Source organism: Aeromonas sp. QDB39 (genome assembly GCF_027707585.1).
Classification (GTDB): Bacteria; Pseudomonadota; Gammaproteobacteria; order Enterobacterales; family Aeromonadaceae; genus Aeromonas; species Aeromonas hydrophila.
Genome location: NZ_JAPCIV010000032.1, coordinates 1 through 14,292, shown reverse-complemented (window position 1 = coordinate 14,292; position 14,292 = coordinate 1). Strand labels below are relative to the sequence as shown.

At 64.0% G+C, this 14,292-nt stretch carries 11 protein-coding genes and 1 pseudogene; all 12 read left to right on the top strand.

The window, feature by feature from the left end; genetic code table 11:
- The first annotated feature begins 31 nt into the window (after nucleotides 1-31).
- Nucleotides 32-574, top strand: a complete 543-nt coding sequence (nuoE, locus tag PG899_RS17850) for an NADH-quinone oxidoreductase subunit NuoE (RefSeq protein ID WP_024944068.1) — start codon at nucleotides 32-34, stop codon at nucleotides 572-574.
- On the top strand, nucleotides 571-1,938 hold the full coding sequence (gene nuoF, locus PG899_RS17845) for an NADH-quinone oxidoreductase subunit NuoF (protein ID WP_024944069.1): 1,368 nt from the start codon (nucleotides 571-573) through the stop codon (nucleotides 1,936-1,938). The genes nuoE and nuoF overlap by 4 nt, the downstream gene beginning before the upstream one ends.
- Nucleotides 1,939-2,017: 79 nt before the next feature.
- The gene (nuoG, locus tag PG899_RS17840; RefSeq protein ID WP_190283636.1) at nucleotides 2,018-4,747 is read left to right on the top strand and encodes an NADH-quinone oxidoreductase subunit NuoG; all 2,730 of its coding nucleotides are present in this window, start codon (nucleotides 2,018-2,020) and stop codon (nucleotides 4,745-4,747) included.
- Nucleotides 4,744-5,712, top strand: a complete 969-nt coding sequence (gene nuoH / locus PG899_RS17835; protein WP_011705661.1) for an NADH-quinone oxidoreductase subunit NuoH — start codon at nucleotides 4,744-4,746, stop codon at nucleotides 5,710-5,712. Before nuoG ends, nuoH begins: the two co-directional genes overlap by 4 nt.
- A 128-nt stretch (nucleotides 5,713-5,840) precedes the next feature.
- The gene (nuoI, locus tag PG899_RS17830) at nucleotides 5,841-6,383 is read left to right on the top strand and encodes an NADH-quinone oxidoreductase subunit NuoI (RefSeq protein WP_011705660.1); all 543 of its coding nucleotides are present in this window, start codon (nucleotides 5,841-5,843) and stop codon (nucleotides 6,381-6,383) included.
- A 10-nt stretch (nucleotides 6,384-6,393) separates the two neighbouring features.
- Nucleotides 6,394-6,942: an NADH-quinone oxidoreductase subunit J gene (gene nuoJ / locus PG899_RS17825; protein ID WP_011705659.1), complete on the top strand. Its 549-nt coding sequence runs from the start codon at nucleotides 6,394-6,396 to the stop codon at nucleotides 6,940-6,942.
- A complete protein-coding gene (nuoK, locus tag PG899_RS17820) occupies nucleotides 6,942-7,250 on the top strand; it encodes an NADH-quinone oxidoreductase subunit NuoK (RefSeq protein WP_005299823.1) in 309 nt (102 codons plus the stop codon). The genes nuoJ and nuoK overlap by 1 nt, the downstream gene beginning before the upstream one ends.
- On the top strand, nucleotides 7,247-9,094 hold the full coding sequence (gene nuoL / locus PG899_RS17815) for an NADH-quinone oxidoreductase subunit L (protein WP_024944071.1): 1,848 nt from the start codon (nucleotides 7,247-7,249) through the stop codon (nucleotides 9,092-9,094). Before nuoK ends, nuoL begins: the two co-directional genes overlap by 4 nt.
- Nucleotides 9,095-9,172: 78 nt before the next feature.
- Nucleotides 9,173-10,693: an NADH-quinone oxidoreductase subunit M gene (gene nuoM / locus PG899_RS17810; RefSeq protein WP_016350413.1), complete on the top strand. Its 1,521-nt coding sequence runs from the start codon at nucleotides 9,173-9,175 to the stop codon at nucleotides 10,691-10,693.
- Nucleotides 10,694-10,754: 61 nt separating this feature from the next.
- Complete coding sequence (gene nuoN / locus PG899_RS17805; RefSeq protein WP_017410206.1) at nucleotides 10,755-12,218, top strand: NADH-quinone oxidoreductase subunit NuoN; 1,464 nt, start codon at nucleotides 10,755-10,757, stop codon at nucleotides 12,216-12,218.
- 188 nt (nucleotides 12,219-12,406) lie between these two features.
- Nucleotides 12,407-13,537: an FIST signal transduction protein gene (locus PG899_RS17800; protein WP_270697532.1), complete on the top strand. Its 1,131-nt coding sequence runs from the start codon at nucleotides 12,407-12,409 to the stop codon at nucleotides 13,535-13,537.
- Nucleotides 13,534-14,214, top strand: a pseudogene (locus PG899_RS17795) (PAS domain S-box protein); the annotation flags it as partial. The gene PG899_RS17800 and the pseudogene PG899_RS17795, both read left to right, overlap by 4 nt.
- Between the last annotated feature and the right edge of the window lie 78 nt (nucleotides 14,215-14,292).

Below are 14,292 nucleotides of genomic sequence, written 5' to 3'. Positions count from 1 at the left end.
ACAAAAAGGACAAGCCACAAAAGGTTAAGCCATGAGCCAGCAATGTCAGTGCCAACACAATCAGTCCCCGCAGGGACAGAGTTCATGCCAGGGCAAGGGGAAGGATTTCGTCCTGAGCCAGGCAGAACGCGATGCCATCGAGCATGAGAAACACCACTACGAAGATCCCCGTGCTGCCAGCATTGAAGCGCTCAAGATAGTGCAGCAGGCCCGCGGCTGGGTGCCTGACGGTGCCATCCACGCCATCGCCGCCGAGCTCGGCATCCCCGCCAGCGACGTGGAGGGGGTCGCCACCTTCTACAGCCAGATCTTCCGCCAGCCGGTCGGTCGCCACATCATCCGCGTCTGCGACAGCATGGTGTGCTACATCAACGGCCACGAACAACTGCTGGCCGGCCTGAAAGAGGTGATGGACCTGGCCCCCGGCCAGACCTCTGCCGACGGCCGCTTCACCCTGCTGCCGGTCTGCTGCCTCGGCAACTGCGACAAGGGGCCGGCGCTGATGATCGACGATGACACCTACGGTGGGCTCGACGCCGTCAGCCTGCTCAAGACCCTGGAGGCTTACCCATGAGTCTGGCATCCCTTGGTACCGCCAATCGCATCGCCCGCGCGGCCGAGACCCATCCCCTCACCTGGCGGCTGCGCGACGACGGCCAGCCGGTCTGGCTGGATGAATACCAGAGCAAGCAGGGTTACGATGCGGCCCGCAAGGCACTGAGCCAGATGAGCCCGGACGAGATCGTCGGCACCGTCAAGGATGCCGGTCTCAAGGGTCGCGGCGGCGCCGGTTTCTCCACCGGCGTGAAGTGGGGCCTGATGCCCAAAGACGAGAGCATGAACATCCGTTACCTGCTCTGCAACGCCGACGAGATGGAGCCGAACACCTACAAGGATCGGCTGTTGATGGAGCAACTGCCCCACCTGCTGATCGAGGGGATGATCATCTCGGCCAAGGCCCTCAAGGCCTACCGTGGCTACATCTTCTTGCGCGGTGAGTACGTCGATGCCGCAGCCAACCTGCGCCGCGCGGTGATCGAGGCCAAGGCCGCCGGTCTGCTCGGCAAGAACATCCTGGGCTCGGGCTTTGACTTCGAGCTGTTCGTCCACACCGGCGCAGGTCGTTACATCTGCGGCGAAGAGACGGCGCTCATCAACTCCCTGGAAGGGCGCCGCGCCAACCCGCGCGCCAAGCCCCCCTTCCCCGCCGTTTCCGGCGTCTGGGGCAAGCCGACCTGCGTCAACAACGTCGAGACCCTGTGCAACGTGCCCGCCATCATCGGCAACGGTGTGGCCTGGTATCAGGGGCTGGCGCTGCCGGGCTCGGAAGATCACGGCACCAAGCTGATGGGCTTCTCCGGCAAGGTCAACAACCCCGGCCTGTGGGAGCTGCCATTTGGCATCACCGCCCGCGAGCTGTTCGAAAACTATGCCGGTGGCATGAAGCCCGGCTATCGCCTGAAAGCCTGGCAACCAGGCGGTGCCGGTACCGGCTTCCTGCTGCCCGAGCACCTGGATGCCCAGATGTACGCCGGCGGCATCGGCAAGGTCGGCACCCGAATGGGCACGGGCCTTGCCATGGCGGTGGATGACAGCATCAACATGGTCTCTCTGCTGCGCAACATGGAAGAGTTCTTCGCCCGCGAGTCCTGCGGCTGGTGCACCCCCTGCCGCGACGGCCTGCCCTGGAGCGTCAAACTGCTGCGCGCGCTGGAGCGGGGCGAGGGTCAGCCTGGGGATCTCGCCACCCTGGAGCAGCTGGTCAGCTTCCTCGGCCCAGGCAAGACCTTCTGCGCCCATGCCCCTGGCGCCATCGAGCCGCTGGGCAGTGCGATGAAGTATTTCCGGTCGGAATTCGAGGCCGGCGTCAAGGCGCCGCAGGATAATCGCAAGCAGCTCAAGGGTATCCAGCCCAACCTGCTGGGCGAGCGCTGGTAAGGCGCGCAGTACGCCCGCCGCGGGCCCGCTGAACCGGCGCGAGCCAAAGAATTTATCTCATTGAAGTCAGGGAAGTTGTATGGCCACCATTCATGTAGACGGTAAAGAGTACGAGGTAGACGGGGCAGATAACCTGCTGCAAGCCTGTCTGTCCCTTGGTCTGGACGTCCCCTATTTTTGCTGGCACCCGGCGCTCGGTAGCGTCGGCGCCTGCCGCCAGTGTGCGGTGAAGCAGTATCAGAATGCCGACGACAAGCGCGGCCGCCTGGTCATGTCCTGCATGACCCCCTCCACCGATGGCACCTATATCTCCATCGAGGACGAAGAGGCGAAGGAGTTCCGCAAGACGGTGGTGGAGTGGCAGATGACCAACCACCCCCACGACTGCCCGGTGTGCGAAGAGGGTGGCGCCTGCCACCTGCAGGACATGACGGTGATGACCGGCCACAACAGCCGCCGCTACCGTTTCACCAAACGCACCCACCAGAATCAGGATCTGGGCCCCTTCATCAACCACGAGATGAACCGCTGCATTGCTTGCTATCGCTGCGTCCGTTACTACAAGGACTACGCTGGCGGCGAGGATCTCGGGGTCTACGGCGCCCACGACAACGTCTACTTCGGCCGGGTCGAGGATGGCACTCTGGAGAGCGAGTTCTCCGGCAACCTGGTGGAGGTCTGCCCCACCGGCGTGTTCACCGACAAGACCCACTCCGAGCGCTACAACCGCAAGTGGGACATGCAGTTCGCCCCCAGCATCTGCCAAGGGTGCTCGGTTGGCTGCAACATCAGTCCAGGTGAACGTTATGGCGAACTGCGCCGCATCGAGAACCGCTATCACGGCGCCCTGAACCACTACTTCCTGTGCGACCGCGGCCGCTTCGGCTACGGCCACGTCAATCTGACCGACCGCCCGCGCCAGCCCCTGCTGCAGGATGGCTGTGACAAGCTGGCCATCACGGTGGACGGCGCCCTGAACCGTGCCGCCGATGCCCTGCGCACCGCCGCCGGCGTCATCGGCATCGGCTCGCCCCGCGCGTCGCTTGAGAGCAACTTCGCCCTGCGCGAACTGGTGGGTGCCGCCAACTTCTACAGCGGCGTCGAGCAAAGCGAATGGGAATGCCTGCAGAAGATGCTGCAGATCCTGCAGCACGGTGGTGTGCGCACCCCCAGCCTGCGTGACATGGAAGAGGCCGACGCCATGCTGGTGCTCGGCGAGGATGTCACCCAGACCGCCGCCCGCATCGCCCTGGCCCTGCGTCAGGCAGTCAAGGGCAAGGGCCGCGAAATCGCCCGCAAGCTGAAAGTGGATCTGTGGCAGGTCGCCGCGGTGCAGACCCTGGCCCAGAACGAGCGCTACCCGCTGCTGATCACCAGCCTGGACAGCACCCGACTGGACGACGTGGCGAGCGGCACCCTGCACGCTCCCCACGCGGATCAGGCGCGCCTCGGCTTCGCCATCGCCCATCTGCTCGATGGCAGCGCCCCTGCCCTGACCGATCTCGCCCCCGAGCAACAGGCCCTGGCCGCCAGCTGGGCCACGCTGCTCGGCAACGCCAAGAAGCCGCTCATCATCGCCGGCACCGGTGCCCGCAGCCAGGCGCTGCTCGAGGCGGCCAGCAACATCGCCCGCGCCCTCAAGGGCCGTGGCCAGGCCGTGGAGCTCGCTCTGGTCGCTCAGGAGACCAACAGCCTGGGGCTGGCCATGCTGGCCGGCAATGCCGCCCCGCTGGAAGCCGCTTTTGATCGTATCGAAAGCGAAGAGAAGCTCGCGCTGGTGATGCTCGAGAACGATCTCTACCGCCGCGCACCGCGCAGCCGCGTTGATGCCGCCATCGACCGTCTGCAGCACCTGCTGGTGGTCGACCATCAGGACACCGGCACCACCCAGAAGGCGAACCTGGTGCTGCCTGCCGCCAGCTTCGCCGAGGCCGACGGTACCCTCATCAACATGGAAGGCCGCGCCCAGCGCTTCTTCCAGGTTTATGCCCCTGCCTTCTACAACGCCGACATTCAGGTGCGCGAGAGCTGGCGCTGGCTGGCCGCCCTGCAAGGCGTGCAGGATCGCAAACCGCTGCGCTGGAACACCTTTGACGAGGTGAGCAGTGCCTGCGCCGCCAGCGCCCCGCTGCTGACCAGCATGCGCGAGGCCGCTCCCAACGCGGGTCTGCGCATCCGTGGCATGAAGCTCGCCCGCGAGCCGCACCGCTACAGTGGCCGCACCTCCATGCTGGCGGACCAGAACGTGAGCGAGCCCAGAGTCGCCCAGGATCCCGACTCGCCCTTCAACTTCTCCATGGAAGGCTACGCCGGTGCCCGCCAGCCGCTGCAACAGGTGCCGTTCGCCTGGGCGCCGGGCTGGAACTCCCCGTCCGCCTGGAACAAGTTCCAGGATGAAGTGGGTGGCAACCTGCGTGCCGGGGATCCCGGTCGCCGTCTGTTGGAAGCGGGTGAGGACAACCTCGGCTGGTTCGACACCGTTCCCGCCCCGTTCAGCGCCAAAGAGGCGCTGCAGGTGGTGAGCTATGACCAGCTGTTTGGCGGCGAAGAGCTGTCTGCCAGGAGCCCGGTCATCCAGGCCCGCATGAGCGAGCCCGTGCTGGTACTGAACCCGGCCGACGCCAACCGTCTCGCCCTCAGTGCCGGCAGCCAGGTCGCCTTCTCCTGGGGTGGCCATCACTGGCGGCTGACCCTGCGTCTGAGCGAGCATCTGACCGCGGGTCTGGTGGGTCTGCCGCTCGGTGTCAACAGTCTGCCGACCGCCCTGCACCAGCAATATCTCGCTAACCTGCAGGAGGCCATCGCATGAGCGACTCTCTGATCGATCTGTTGCTGGAAATCGGCAAGGCATTGATCGTGCTAGTGGGGATCGTGGGGGCCGGCGCCTTCATGAGCTTCATCGAGCGCCGTCTGCTGGCGCTGTGGCAGGATCGTTACGGCCCCAACCGGGTAGGCCCCTTCGGCCTGCTGCAGCTGGCGGCCGACATGATCAAGATGTTCTTCAAAGAGGACTGGATCCCGCCATTCGCCGATCGCCGGATCTTCGTGCTGGCCCCCATCATCGCCTTCACCGCCTTCATTCTGGCGTTTGCGGTGGTGCCGATCACCCCCACCTGGGGCGTGGCGGACCTCAACGTGGGGCTGCTCTACATCCTGGCCATCGCGGGGCTGGCGGTCTACGCCGTGCTGTTCGCCGGCTGGTCGAGCAACAACAAGTACTCATTGCTCGGCAGCCTGCGCGCCTCGGCTCAGACCCTCTCCTACGAGGTGTTCCTGGGCCTCTCCTTGATGGGCATCGTCATCCAGACCGGCAGCTTCAACCTGCGGGATATCGTGGAAGCCCAGGCTGGATTGTGGAACGTGATCCCCCAGATCCTGGGTTTCATCACCTTCCTGTTTGCCGGCGTCGCCGTCACCCACCGCCATCCGTTTGACCAGCCGGAAGCAGAGCAGGAGCTCGCCGACGGTTATCACATCGAGTATGCGGGCATGAAATGGGGTCTGTTCTTCGTGGGCGAGTACATCGGCATCGTGCTGATCTCTTCGCTCATCGTGACCCTGTTCTTCGGTGGCTGGCACGGCCCCTGGCTGCCGCCTTTCATCTGGTTTGCCCTGAAGACCGCCTGTTTCATGGTGTTCTTCATCCTGCTGCGGGCCTCCCTGCCCCGCCCGCGCTTTGACCAGGTGATGTCGTTTGGCTGGAAAGTCTGCCTGCCACTGACCCTGCTCAACATGCTGGTCACCGGCGCCGTGGTGCTGATGAATGCGCAGTGAGGCCGCAATGGACAGAAAAATTGTGATGCCGTTTGGCTGGAACGTCTGCTTGCCCGCCGCCCTGCATCCCGCTCGGGATGCAGCCGGTACGGGCTGTGGTGCTGATGAATGTGCAGTGAGGCACGACTATGAAAATTATTAACATCATCAAGGGTGTCGGCACCCAATTGCGCAGCCTGGGCATGGTGTTCTCCCATGCCTGGAGCCCCCGCGAGACCCTCAACTATCCGGAACAGGCCGTCTATGCGGCGCCCCGCTATCGCGGCCGCATCGTGCTGACCCGCGATCCGGACGGCGACGAGCGCTGCGTGGCCTGCAACCTGTGTGCGGTGGCCTGCCCGGTCGGCTGCATCTCGCTGCAGAAATCCGAGCGGGAAGATGGTCGCTGGTACCCGGAGTTCTTTCGCATCAACTTCTCCCGCTGCATCTTCTGCGGCCTGTGCGAAGAGGCTTGCCCCACCACCGCCATCCAGCTGACGCCGGATTTCGAGATGGGTGAGTACCGCCGCCAGGATCTGGTGTACGAGAAGGAAGATCTGCTGATAAGCGGCCCCGGCAAGTATCCGGATTACAACTTCTACCGCATGAGCGGGATGGCCATCGACGGCAAGCCGAAAGGGGATGCCGAAAACGAAGCCAAGCCCATCGATGTCAAGAGCCTGCTGCCCTGAGGAGTCAATCATGGAACTGGCATTCTATGCCGCGGCCCTGGTCGCCATTTACAGCACGCTGCGGGTGATCAGCACCAGCAATCCGATGCACGCGCTGCTCAATCTCATTATCTCCCTCATCGCCGTGGCCATGATCTTCTTCTGCCTGGGCGCCTCCTTCGCGGGCGCCCTGCAAGTGATCGTCTATGCGGGCGCCATCATGGTGCTGTTCGTGTTCGTGGTGATGATGCTGAACCTGGGCTCGGCCCAGGATCAGGAAAAGAACTGGCTCACCCCCACCACCTGGGTGGGCCCCGGCCTGCTTTCGCTCATTCTGCTGGGTTTTCTGGCCTACGGCATTCTCGGGGTCACCGGCGGTGAACTCGGTCTGACCGACGTCAGTGCCAAAGCGGTCGGCATCGCCCTGTTCGGTCCTTACGTGCTGGCGGTGGAGCTTGCCTCCATCCTGCTGCTGGCGGGTCTGGTCACCGCCTATCACCTGGGCCGTGAAGACAAGAGCGGGGAAGTGCTCTCCGTGCCAAAAGCCTCGGCACATCCGTCTCAAGAAGGAGGTCAATGATGAACGGAATCCCGATGGAACACGGCCTGCTGCTGGCTGCCGTGCTGTTCTGTATCGGCCTGTGCGGCCTGCTGATACGTCGCAACTTGCTGTTTATCCTCATGAGTATCGAGATCATGATGAACGCGTCGGCACTGGCATTCGTGGTGGCTGGCAGCCGCTGGGCCCAGGCTGATGGCCAGATCATGTACATACTGGTGATTTCTCTGGCGGCAGCGGAGGCCAGTATCGGCCTCGCCCTGTTACTGCTGCTCTATCGTCGTTACCACACCCTCAACGTGGACACTGTGAGCGAGATGCGCGGATGAGCCTCCTATACCTGACTTTTCTTTTTCCGCTGCTGGGATGGCTGGTGCTGGCCTTCTCCATCGGTCGTTTCGGCGAGCGTACTGCTGCGCTCATCGGCGTCGGCAGCATAGGGCTGTCGGCCCTCACTACCCTGTGGGTCGGCATCGATTTTCTCAACACCATGCCAGCTGGCGGCGTCTATACCCAGACCCTGTGGCAGTGGATCTCGGTGGGTGAATTCACCCCGACCTTCCGCCTGGCGCTGGACGGCCTGTCGCTGACCATGCTCGGCGTGGTCACCGGGGTGGGTTTCTTCATCCACCTGTTCGCCTCCTGGTACATGCGCGGAGAAGAGGGCTATTCACGCTTCTTCACCTACACCAACCTGTTCATCGCCAGCATGGTGTTCTTGGTGCTGGCCGATGACCTGCTGTTCGTCTACCTCGGCTGGGAAGGGGTGGGGCTGTGCAGCTACCTGCTGATCGGCTTCTACTACCGCAACCCGGCCAACGGCGCCGCCGCCCTCAAGGCGTTCGTGGTGACCCGGGTCGGCGACGTGTTCCTCGCCATCGGTCTGTTTGTCCTCTACCGGGAGCTGGGTACCCTCAACATTCACGAGTTGCTGGTCCGTGCACCGCTGATGTTTGCCGAGGGCTCCCCTGCCCTGTCGTTTGCCTGTCTGATGCTGCTTGGCGGCGCCGTCGGCAAATCGGCCCAGCTGCCGCTGCAAACCTGGCTGGCGGACGCGATGGCGGGCCCGACCCCGGTCTCGGCGCTGATCCACGCGGCCACCATGGTGACCGCCGGTGTCTATCTCATCGCCCGTACCCACGGCCTGTTCCTGCTGGCCCCCGAGATCCTGCATCTGGTGGCGCTGGTCGGTGCCATCACCCTGGTGCTGGCAGGCTTTGCCGCCCTGGTGCAAACCGACATCAAGCGGATCCTGGCTTACTCCACCATGAGCCAGATCGGCTACATGTTCCTGGCCCTCGGTGTTGGCGCCTGGGAAGGGGCCATCTTCCACCTGATGACCCACGCCTTCTTCAAGGCGCTGCTGTTCCTCTCCGCCGGTGCCGTGATCGTCGCAACCCACCACGAGCAGAACATCTTCAAGATGGGAGGCCTGCGCAAAAGCCTGCCGCTGGTCTATGCCTGCTTCCTGGTGGGGGGCTCGGCCCTGGCCGCGCTGCCGCTGGTGACCGCCGGTTTCTACAGTAAAGACGCCATCTTGTGGCAGGTGCAGGCCAGCGGCCAGAGCGCCCTGCTGTGGGCCGGTCTGGGTGGTGCCTTCCTCACCTCCCTCTACACCTTCCGCCTGATTTTCATCGCCTTCCACGGCAAGGAGCAGACCCAGGCTCACGCCGGTCACGGCCTGGCCCATCAGCTGCCGCTGCTGGTCCTGCTGGTGCTCTCCACCGGTATCGGCGCCCTGATCGTGCCGCCGCTGGCGGGGGTACTGCCGGCAGGTCCGGGGGATCACATCGAAGAGGGGCGCCATGGACTGGAGATCACCTCCGCCGTCATCGCCATCGCCGGCATCGCACTGGCTGCCTTCCTGTTCCTGGGCGAGCGCCGCTTGGCCAGCAGCGTGGCCAACAGTGCGCCGGGCAAGTTGCTCAGCACTCTCTGGTTCAATGCCTGGGGCTTTGACTGGCTTTACGATCAGCTGTGGGTCAAGCCGTATCTGCTGGCGACCCGGCTGCTCGGCAAGGATCCGCTGGACTGGATGATGAACCTGCCGGCCTGGCTGGCACAGAGTGGCCACCAGCTGTTGGCCTGGACCGTTTCCGGCAAGTTGCGCTGGTATGCAGCCTCCATGGGGATGGGCGCCGCCCTGATCCTGGCCCTGCTGCTGCTCGGCTGATCCCGTGATGCAGCCCCTGAACTCGCAGCAAGCCCACGGGCCTGCACAGTGACTAGAACATAGACGAGAGCTGATATCGTGACCTTACTCTGGATCTTGTTAATACCCTTCATCGGCGGTCTGCTCTGTTGGCAGACCGAGCGATTCGGCGAGTACTTCGTACGCTGGGTCGCCCTGCTGTCGATGAGCGCCTGTCTGCTGCTCTCCTGCGCCATCTGGTGGAGCGGTGACTTCACCCTGGCCGCCCAGGGCGGCGTGCCCGTCTGGGCCGCCGAACTGCAACTGCCCTGGATCCCCCGCTTCGGCATCTCATTGCACCTGGCGGTGGATGGCTTGTCGCTGTTGATGGTGATCCTCACCTGCTTTATCGGCGTGCTGGCCATCCTCTGTTCCTGGAAGGAAATCGTGCAGCGCATCGGCTTCTTCCACCTCAACCTGCTGTGGATCCTGGGTGGCGTGCTCGGCGTCTTCATGGCGCTGGACCTGTTCCTCTTCTTCTTCTTCTGGGAGATGATGCTGGTACCGATGTACTTCCTGATTGCGCTGTGGGGCCACTCGGTCACCGACGGCAAATCCCGGATCAACGCTGCCACCAAGTTCTTCATCTACACCCAGGTCAGCGGCCTCATCATGCTGGTCGCCATCCTCGGCCTGGTGCTGACTCACCATGCCGCCACCGGCGTGTTCACCTTTGACTATCAGGACTTGCTGAATACCCCGATGAGCAAGGGTGTGCAGTGGCTGCTGATGCTGGGCTTCTTCATCGCCTTCGCGGTCAAGATGCCGCTGGTACCGCTGCACGGCTGGCTGCCGGATGCCCACAGCCAGGCACCGACCGCGGGTTCCGTGGACTTGGCGGGGATCCTGCTGAAAACCGCCGCCTACGGTCTGCTGCGCTTCGCCCTGCCGCTGTTCCCCGAGGCGTCCGCCGAATTTGCCCCCTACGCCATGGTGCTGGGTCTCATCGGCATCGTCTACGGCGCCATCGTGGCGTTCGCCCAGACCGACATCAAGCGGCTGGTGGCCTACACCAGCATCTCCCACATGGGCTTCGTGATGATCGCCATCTACTCCGGCAGCGAGCTGGCCCTGCAGGGCGCCGTGGTGCAGATGATCGCCCACGGTCTCTCCGCCGCCGGCCTCTTCATCCTGTGCGGTCAGCTCTACGAGCGTCTGCACACCCGGGACCTGCGTCTGATGGGCGGGCTGTGGGGCCGTCTGCGCTACCTGCCCGGCGTGATGCTGTTCTTCTCGGTCGCCTCTCTGGGGATGCCGGGTACCGGCAACTTCGTCGGCGAGTTCCTGATCCTCATCGGCAGCTTCCAGGTTGCCCCCGTGCTCACCATCATCGCCACCTTCGGCCTGGTGCTGGCCTCGGTCTACTCCCTCATCATGCTGCAGCGCGCCTGCTTCGGTACCCCCAAGGACGAGAGCGTCCTCAAGGGGCTCGACAGCCGCGAGCTGGTGATGATGATGACCATCGCCGGTCTTTTGGTACTGCTCGGTGTCTATCCCCAACCTGTGCTCGACACCGCGGGCAACAGCCTGCTGAGCGTGCTGCACTGGTACGCCCTGCCCTTCGCAGGAGCATTGCAATGAGAGTGACCGCTGTTAAACCGCTGGCCCTGTTGCCTTCCTTGTCCATTACAGGAGCACTGCAATGACCTTCACCGCTTCGCAACTGCTGGCCCTGCTGCCCCTGTTGCTGACAACCGGGGCCATGGTGGCCCTGATGCTGGCCATCGCCTGGAAACGGTGTGATGACACCGCCTTCGTGGTCACCATCGCCGGTCTCAACCTGGCGCTCTTCTCCCTGCCCATCGTGATGGCGCAAGGAGATCAGGGGGTCACCCCGCTGCTGCAGATCGATGGCTACGCCGTCTTCTACATGGGCTTGGTGCTCATCGGCGCCCTGGCGACCTGTACCTTCGGCCGCTCCTGGCTCAAGGGCTATCCGGACAACCGGGAAGAGTTCTACCTGCTGCTGCTGATCGCCACCGCCGGTGGCCTGGTGCTGGCCGGCTCACGTCACCTCGCCTCCCTGTTCATCGGGATCGAGATGCTGACCCTGCCGATGTTCGGTCTGGTGGGCTACGCCTATCGCGAGCGCCACTCGCTGGAGGCCAGCATCAAGTACATGGTGCTCTCCGCCGCCGCTACCGCCTTCCTGCTGTTCGGCATGGCGCTGCTCTATGCCCAGGCCGGCAGCCTGAGCTTCAGCGATCTGGGGCTGACCCTGGCCACCACCCCGGCCCACCACCCGCTGCTGATGGGCGGTCTGGGTCTGATGCTGGTCGGCTTTGCCTTCAAGCTCTCCCTGGCGCCGTTCCACCTCTGGACTCCGGACGTGTACGAAGGGGCGCCGGCCCCGGTGGCCACCTTCCTCGCCACCGTCAGCAAGATAGCCGTGTTCTGCGTGCTGCTGCGCTTCTACCTGGCGGTGCCCGCCGCCGCGGATCCCATGATCCACTGGCTGCTGGCCGCCATGGCGGTGGTTTCCATCGTCATCGGTAACCTGCTGGCTCTGCTGCAGACCAACATCAAGCGGATGATGGGTTACTCCTCCATCTCCCACTTCGGTTACCTGCTGGCGGTGATCGTGGCGAGCCGTCTCGGCCAGATGCCGGTGGAAGCGGCCGGCGTCTATCTGCTGATGTATCTGTTCACCAGCCTGGGGGCCTTCGGCGTCATCAGCATGATGTCCAGCCCCTATCGCGGCAAGGATGCGGACTCCCTGCACAGCTACCGCGGCCTGTTCTGGCGTCGTCCCTACCTGACCGCCGTGCTGACCGTGATGATGCTCTCGCTGGCCGGTATCCCCATGACGCTCGGCTTCATCGGCAAGTTCTACCTGATCGGGGTGACCGTCGATGCGAAGCTGTGGTGGCTCTCCGGCGCCATCGTGCTCGGCAGTGCGCTGGGTCTCTACTACTACCTGCGGGTCATGGTCACCCTCTACCTGCGCGAGCCCGGCATGCAGCTGCGCGATGCCAAGGGGGACTGGGCCATCACCTCCGGTGGTCTGGTGGTACTGCTCTCCGCCGCGCTGGTGGTGGCACTGGGTCTCTATCCCCAGCCGGTCATCAGCCTGGTGCAGGGCTTCCAGAACGTGGTGCTGCACTGATTTCACTCCACCCAAAAAACCGGCCCAAGTGGCCGGTTTTTTTATCAGCCCAAAGCGGGATGCCTGACCAGCTTTCTCAAATTTATCTGCCTTTATAACGGGTTATGCTCGCTTGCCGGACACGACCGGGTATCCACCGCGCCCCCTTGCTGATATATTGATGATTGGCAGGAAAGGAGTTCCGAACGATGATGCAGCCCGCGTTTCATTCATTCGATGCGCAGCCACTGGCCGAGGCACTGCGCCCCTATCGCGGCCAACGGCTCGACGTCTTGCTGGCCGAGCAGGATGCAGCGCACGTAGCCGACCTGCAGCAGCAGTGCCTGAACCTCGAAATTCAACTCAGCGGCGCCCTCTTTCCGCGCCTCCTCAGCCGTCACGGCTTTCATGAGCGTGGCGCCTGGCTGCTGCCGCGCCCGGCCTCCCACGCCCCGCTGCTCATCCCGCTCGATCCCATCGCCAGCGCAGATGAGCAGGCCCATATCCTCTGCGACGCGTTGGCCCCTCGTCTTGCACAGTGGCCACCAGCCGAAGGCATACCGACCCTCTTTCTGACCTTCGATGCCATGATCCCCAACATCGCTTCCCTCCTCGAGGGGATCTATCTGCATCTCGCGGACAGGGTCCACTATGCCGGCGTCAATGCCGGCAGCGGCCAGTTTCGCCCCATGCCCTGCCTGTTCGACAACCACAGGCTGCTGGAACAGGCGGTCTGCTGCACCCTGCTGCCCCATCGCAGCTACCCCCTGCTCGAGCACGGCTATCAGCTCACCGCCCAGCCCATGCTGGCTACCAGCAGCGAGGGCAACAAGATCTCCTTCATCGACTGGCAGCCCGCCTTCAGCCGCTACCAGGCCCTGGTCCAGCAACAGTTCCAGCAGCGCCTGACTCCGGAGCAGTTCTACCAGTACGGCGTCCACCTGCCGCTTGGGCTGCTGCGGGCCAACGGCGACGTCATCGTGCGCATCCCGGTCGCCGTCACCGACGAGGGAGCGCTGCTCTGCGTCGGGGAAGTGCCGGATCACAGCATCCTCACCCTGCTCAAGGCGCCGCACAGCCCGACCGCCCACGCCATCGAGCTGGCCGAAAAACTGAGCCGGCACGGGGCACCGGAGCGCCTCGAGATCTACTACTGCGCCGGCCGTCAGCAGCACTTCGGCGAGCAGAGTACGCTTGAGCTGGAGACCCTCTTCACTCACAGCGGCGCCCACCAGCTGGTCGGCGCCCTCTCCCTTGGCGAGATTGGCAACCTGCGGCCGGGGGACTATCCGCTGTTTCACAACGGCGCCATTCTCTGCAACGGGGAGGGATTGCGATGAACAACGACCACGCCATGGCCATCGTCTGCGATCTCGCCCTCTGCATCGGCCGCGAGGTCACGCTGGATGCCCTGCTGACCAAGGTGCTGCAGCGCTTTCTGTTTCACTGCGCCTGCCCGGTCGGGCTGGTGCTGCAGCAGTTGCCGCAGGGGGAGTACAAGATCATCAAGGCGATCGGCGACGAGCAGCTGCTTCGCCATCAGGGAGAGCCGCTCCCACTGCCCCACTGGGTCAGCGACGGCGAGCAGTGCATCCTGCGGGCAGCGCTGCCGCTGCCAGGCTCGCGCCCCTACCCGTTTGCCTATCGGCTGCGGATCGAGGGGGGCTACCTGATGCTGCTGCTCTCCCCCAATGCGGAGCAGCAGGGAGAGCAGCTCTGCCACCTGTTCAGCCCCATCCTCGGCAACCTGGCCCGCGCCATCCAGCTGTGCCGGGATAGCGAGCAGCTGGCTCTGCGCCAGCAGGCGGAGCTGGTCGACATGCAGCGCTTCAACGAGTCCCTGCTCAAGGCAATCCCCATCCCGGTGTTCTACAAGGATGTCGAGGGACGCTTCATCAGTTGCAACCCGACCTTCACCCAGATCACCGGCATCAGCAAGGCCGAGCTGCTGGGCAAGCGGGTGGACGAGATCCTCCCCCCCGAGATGGCCGACGAATATACCCAGCGCGACCTGGAGGCTGACTCTTATACACAAATAGCGGTCTGAACGGAACTTTTCCCGTTTTCCAGGATCTGATCTTCCATGTGACTCCCA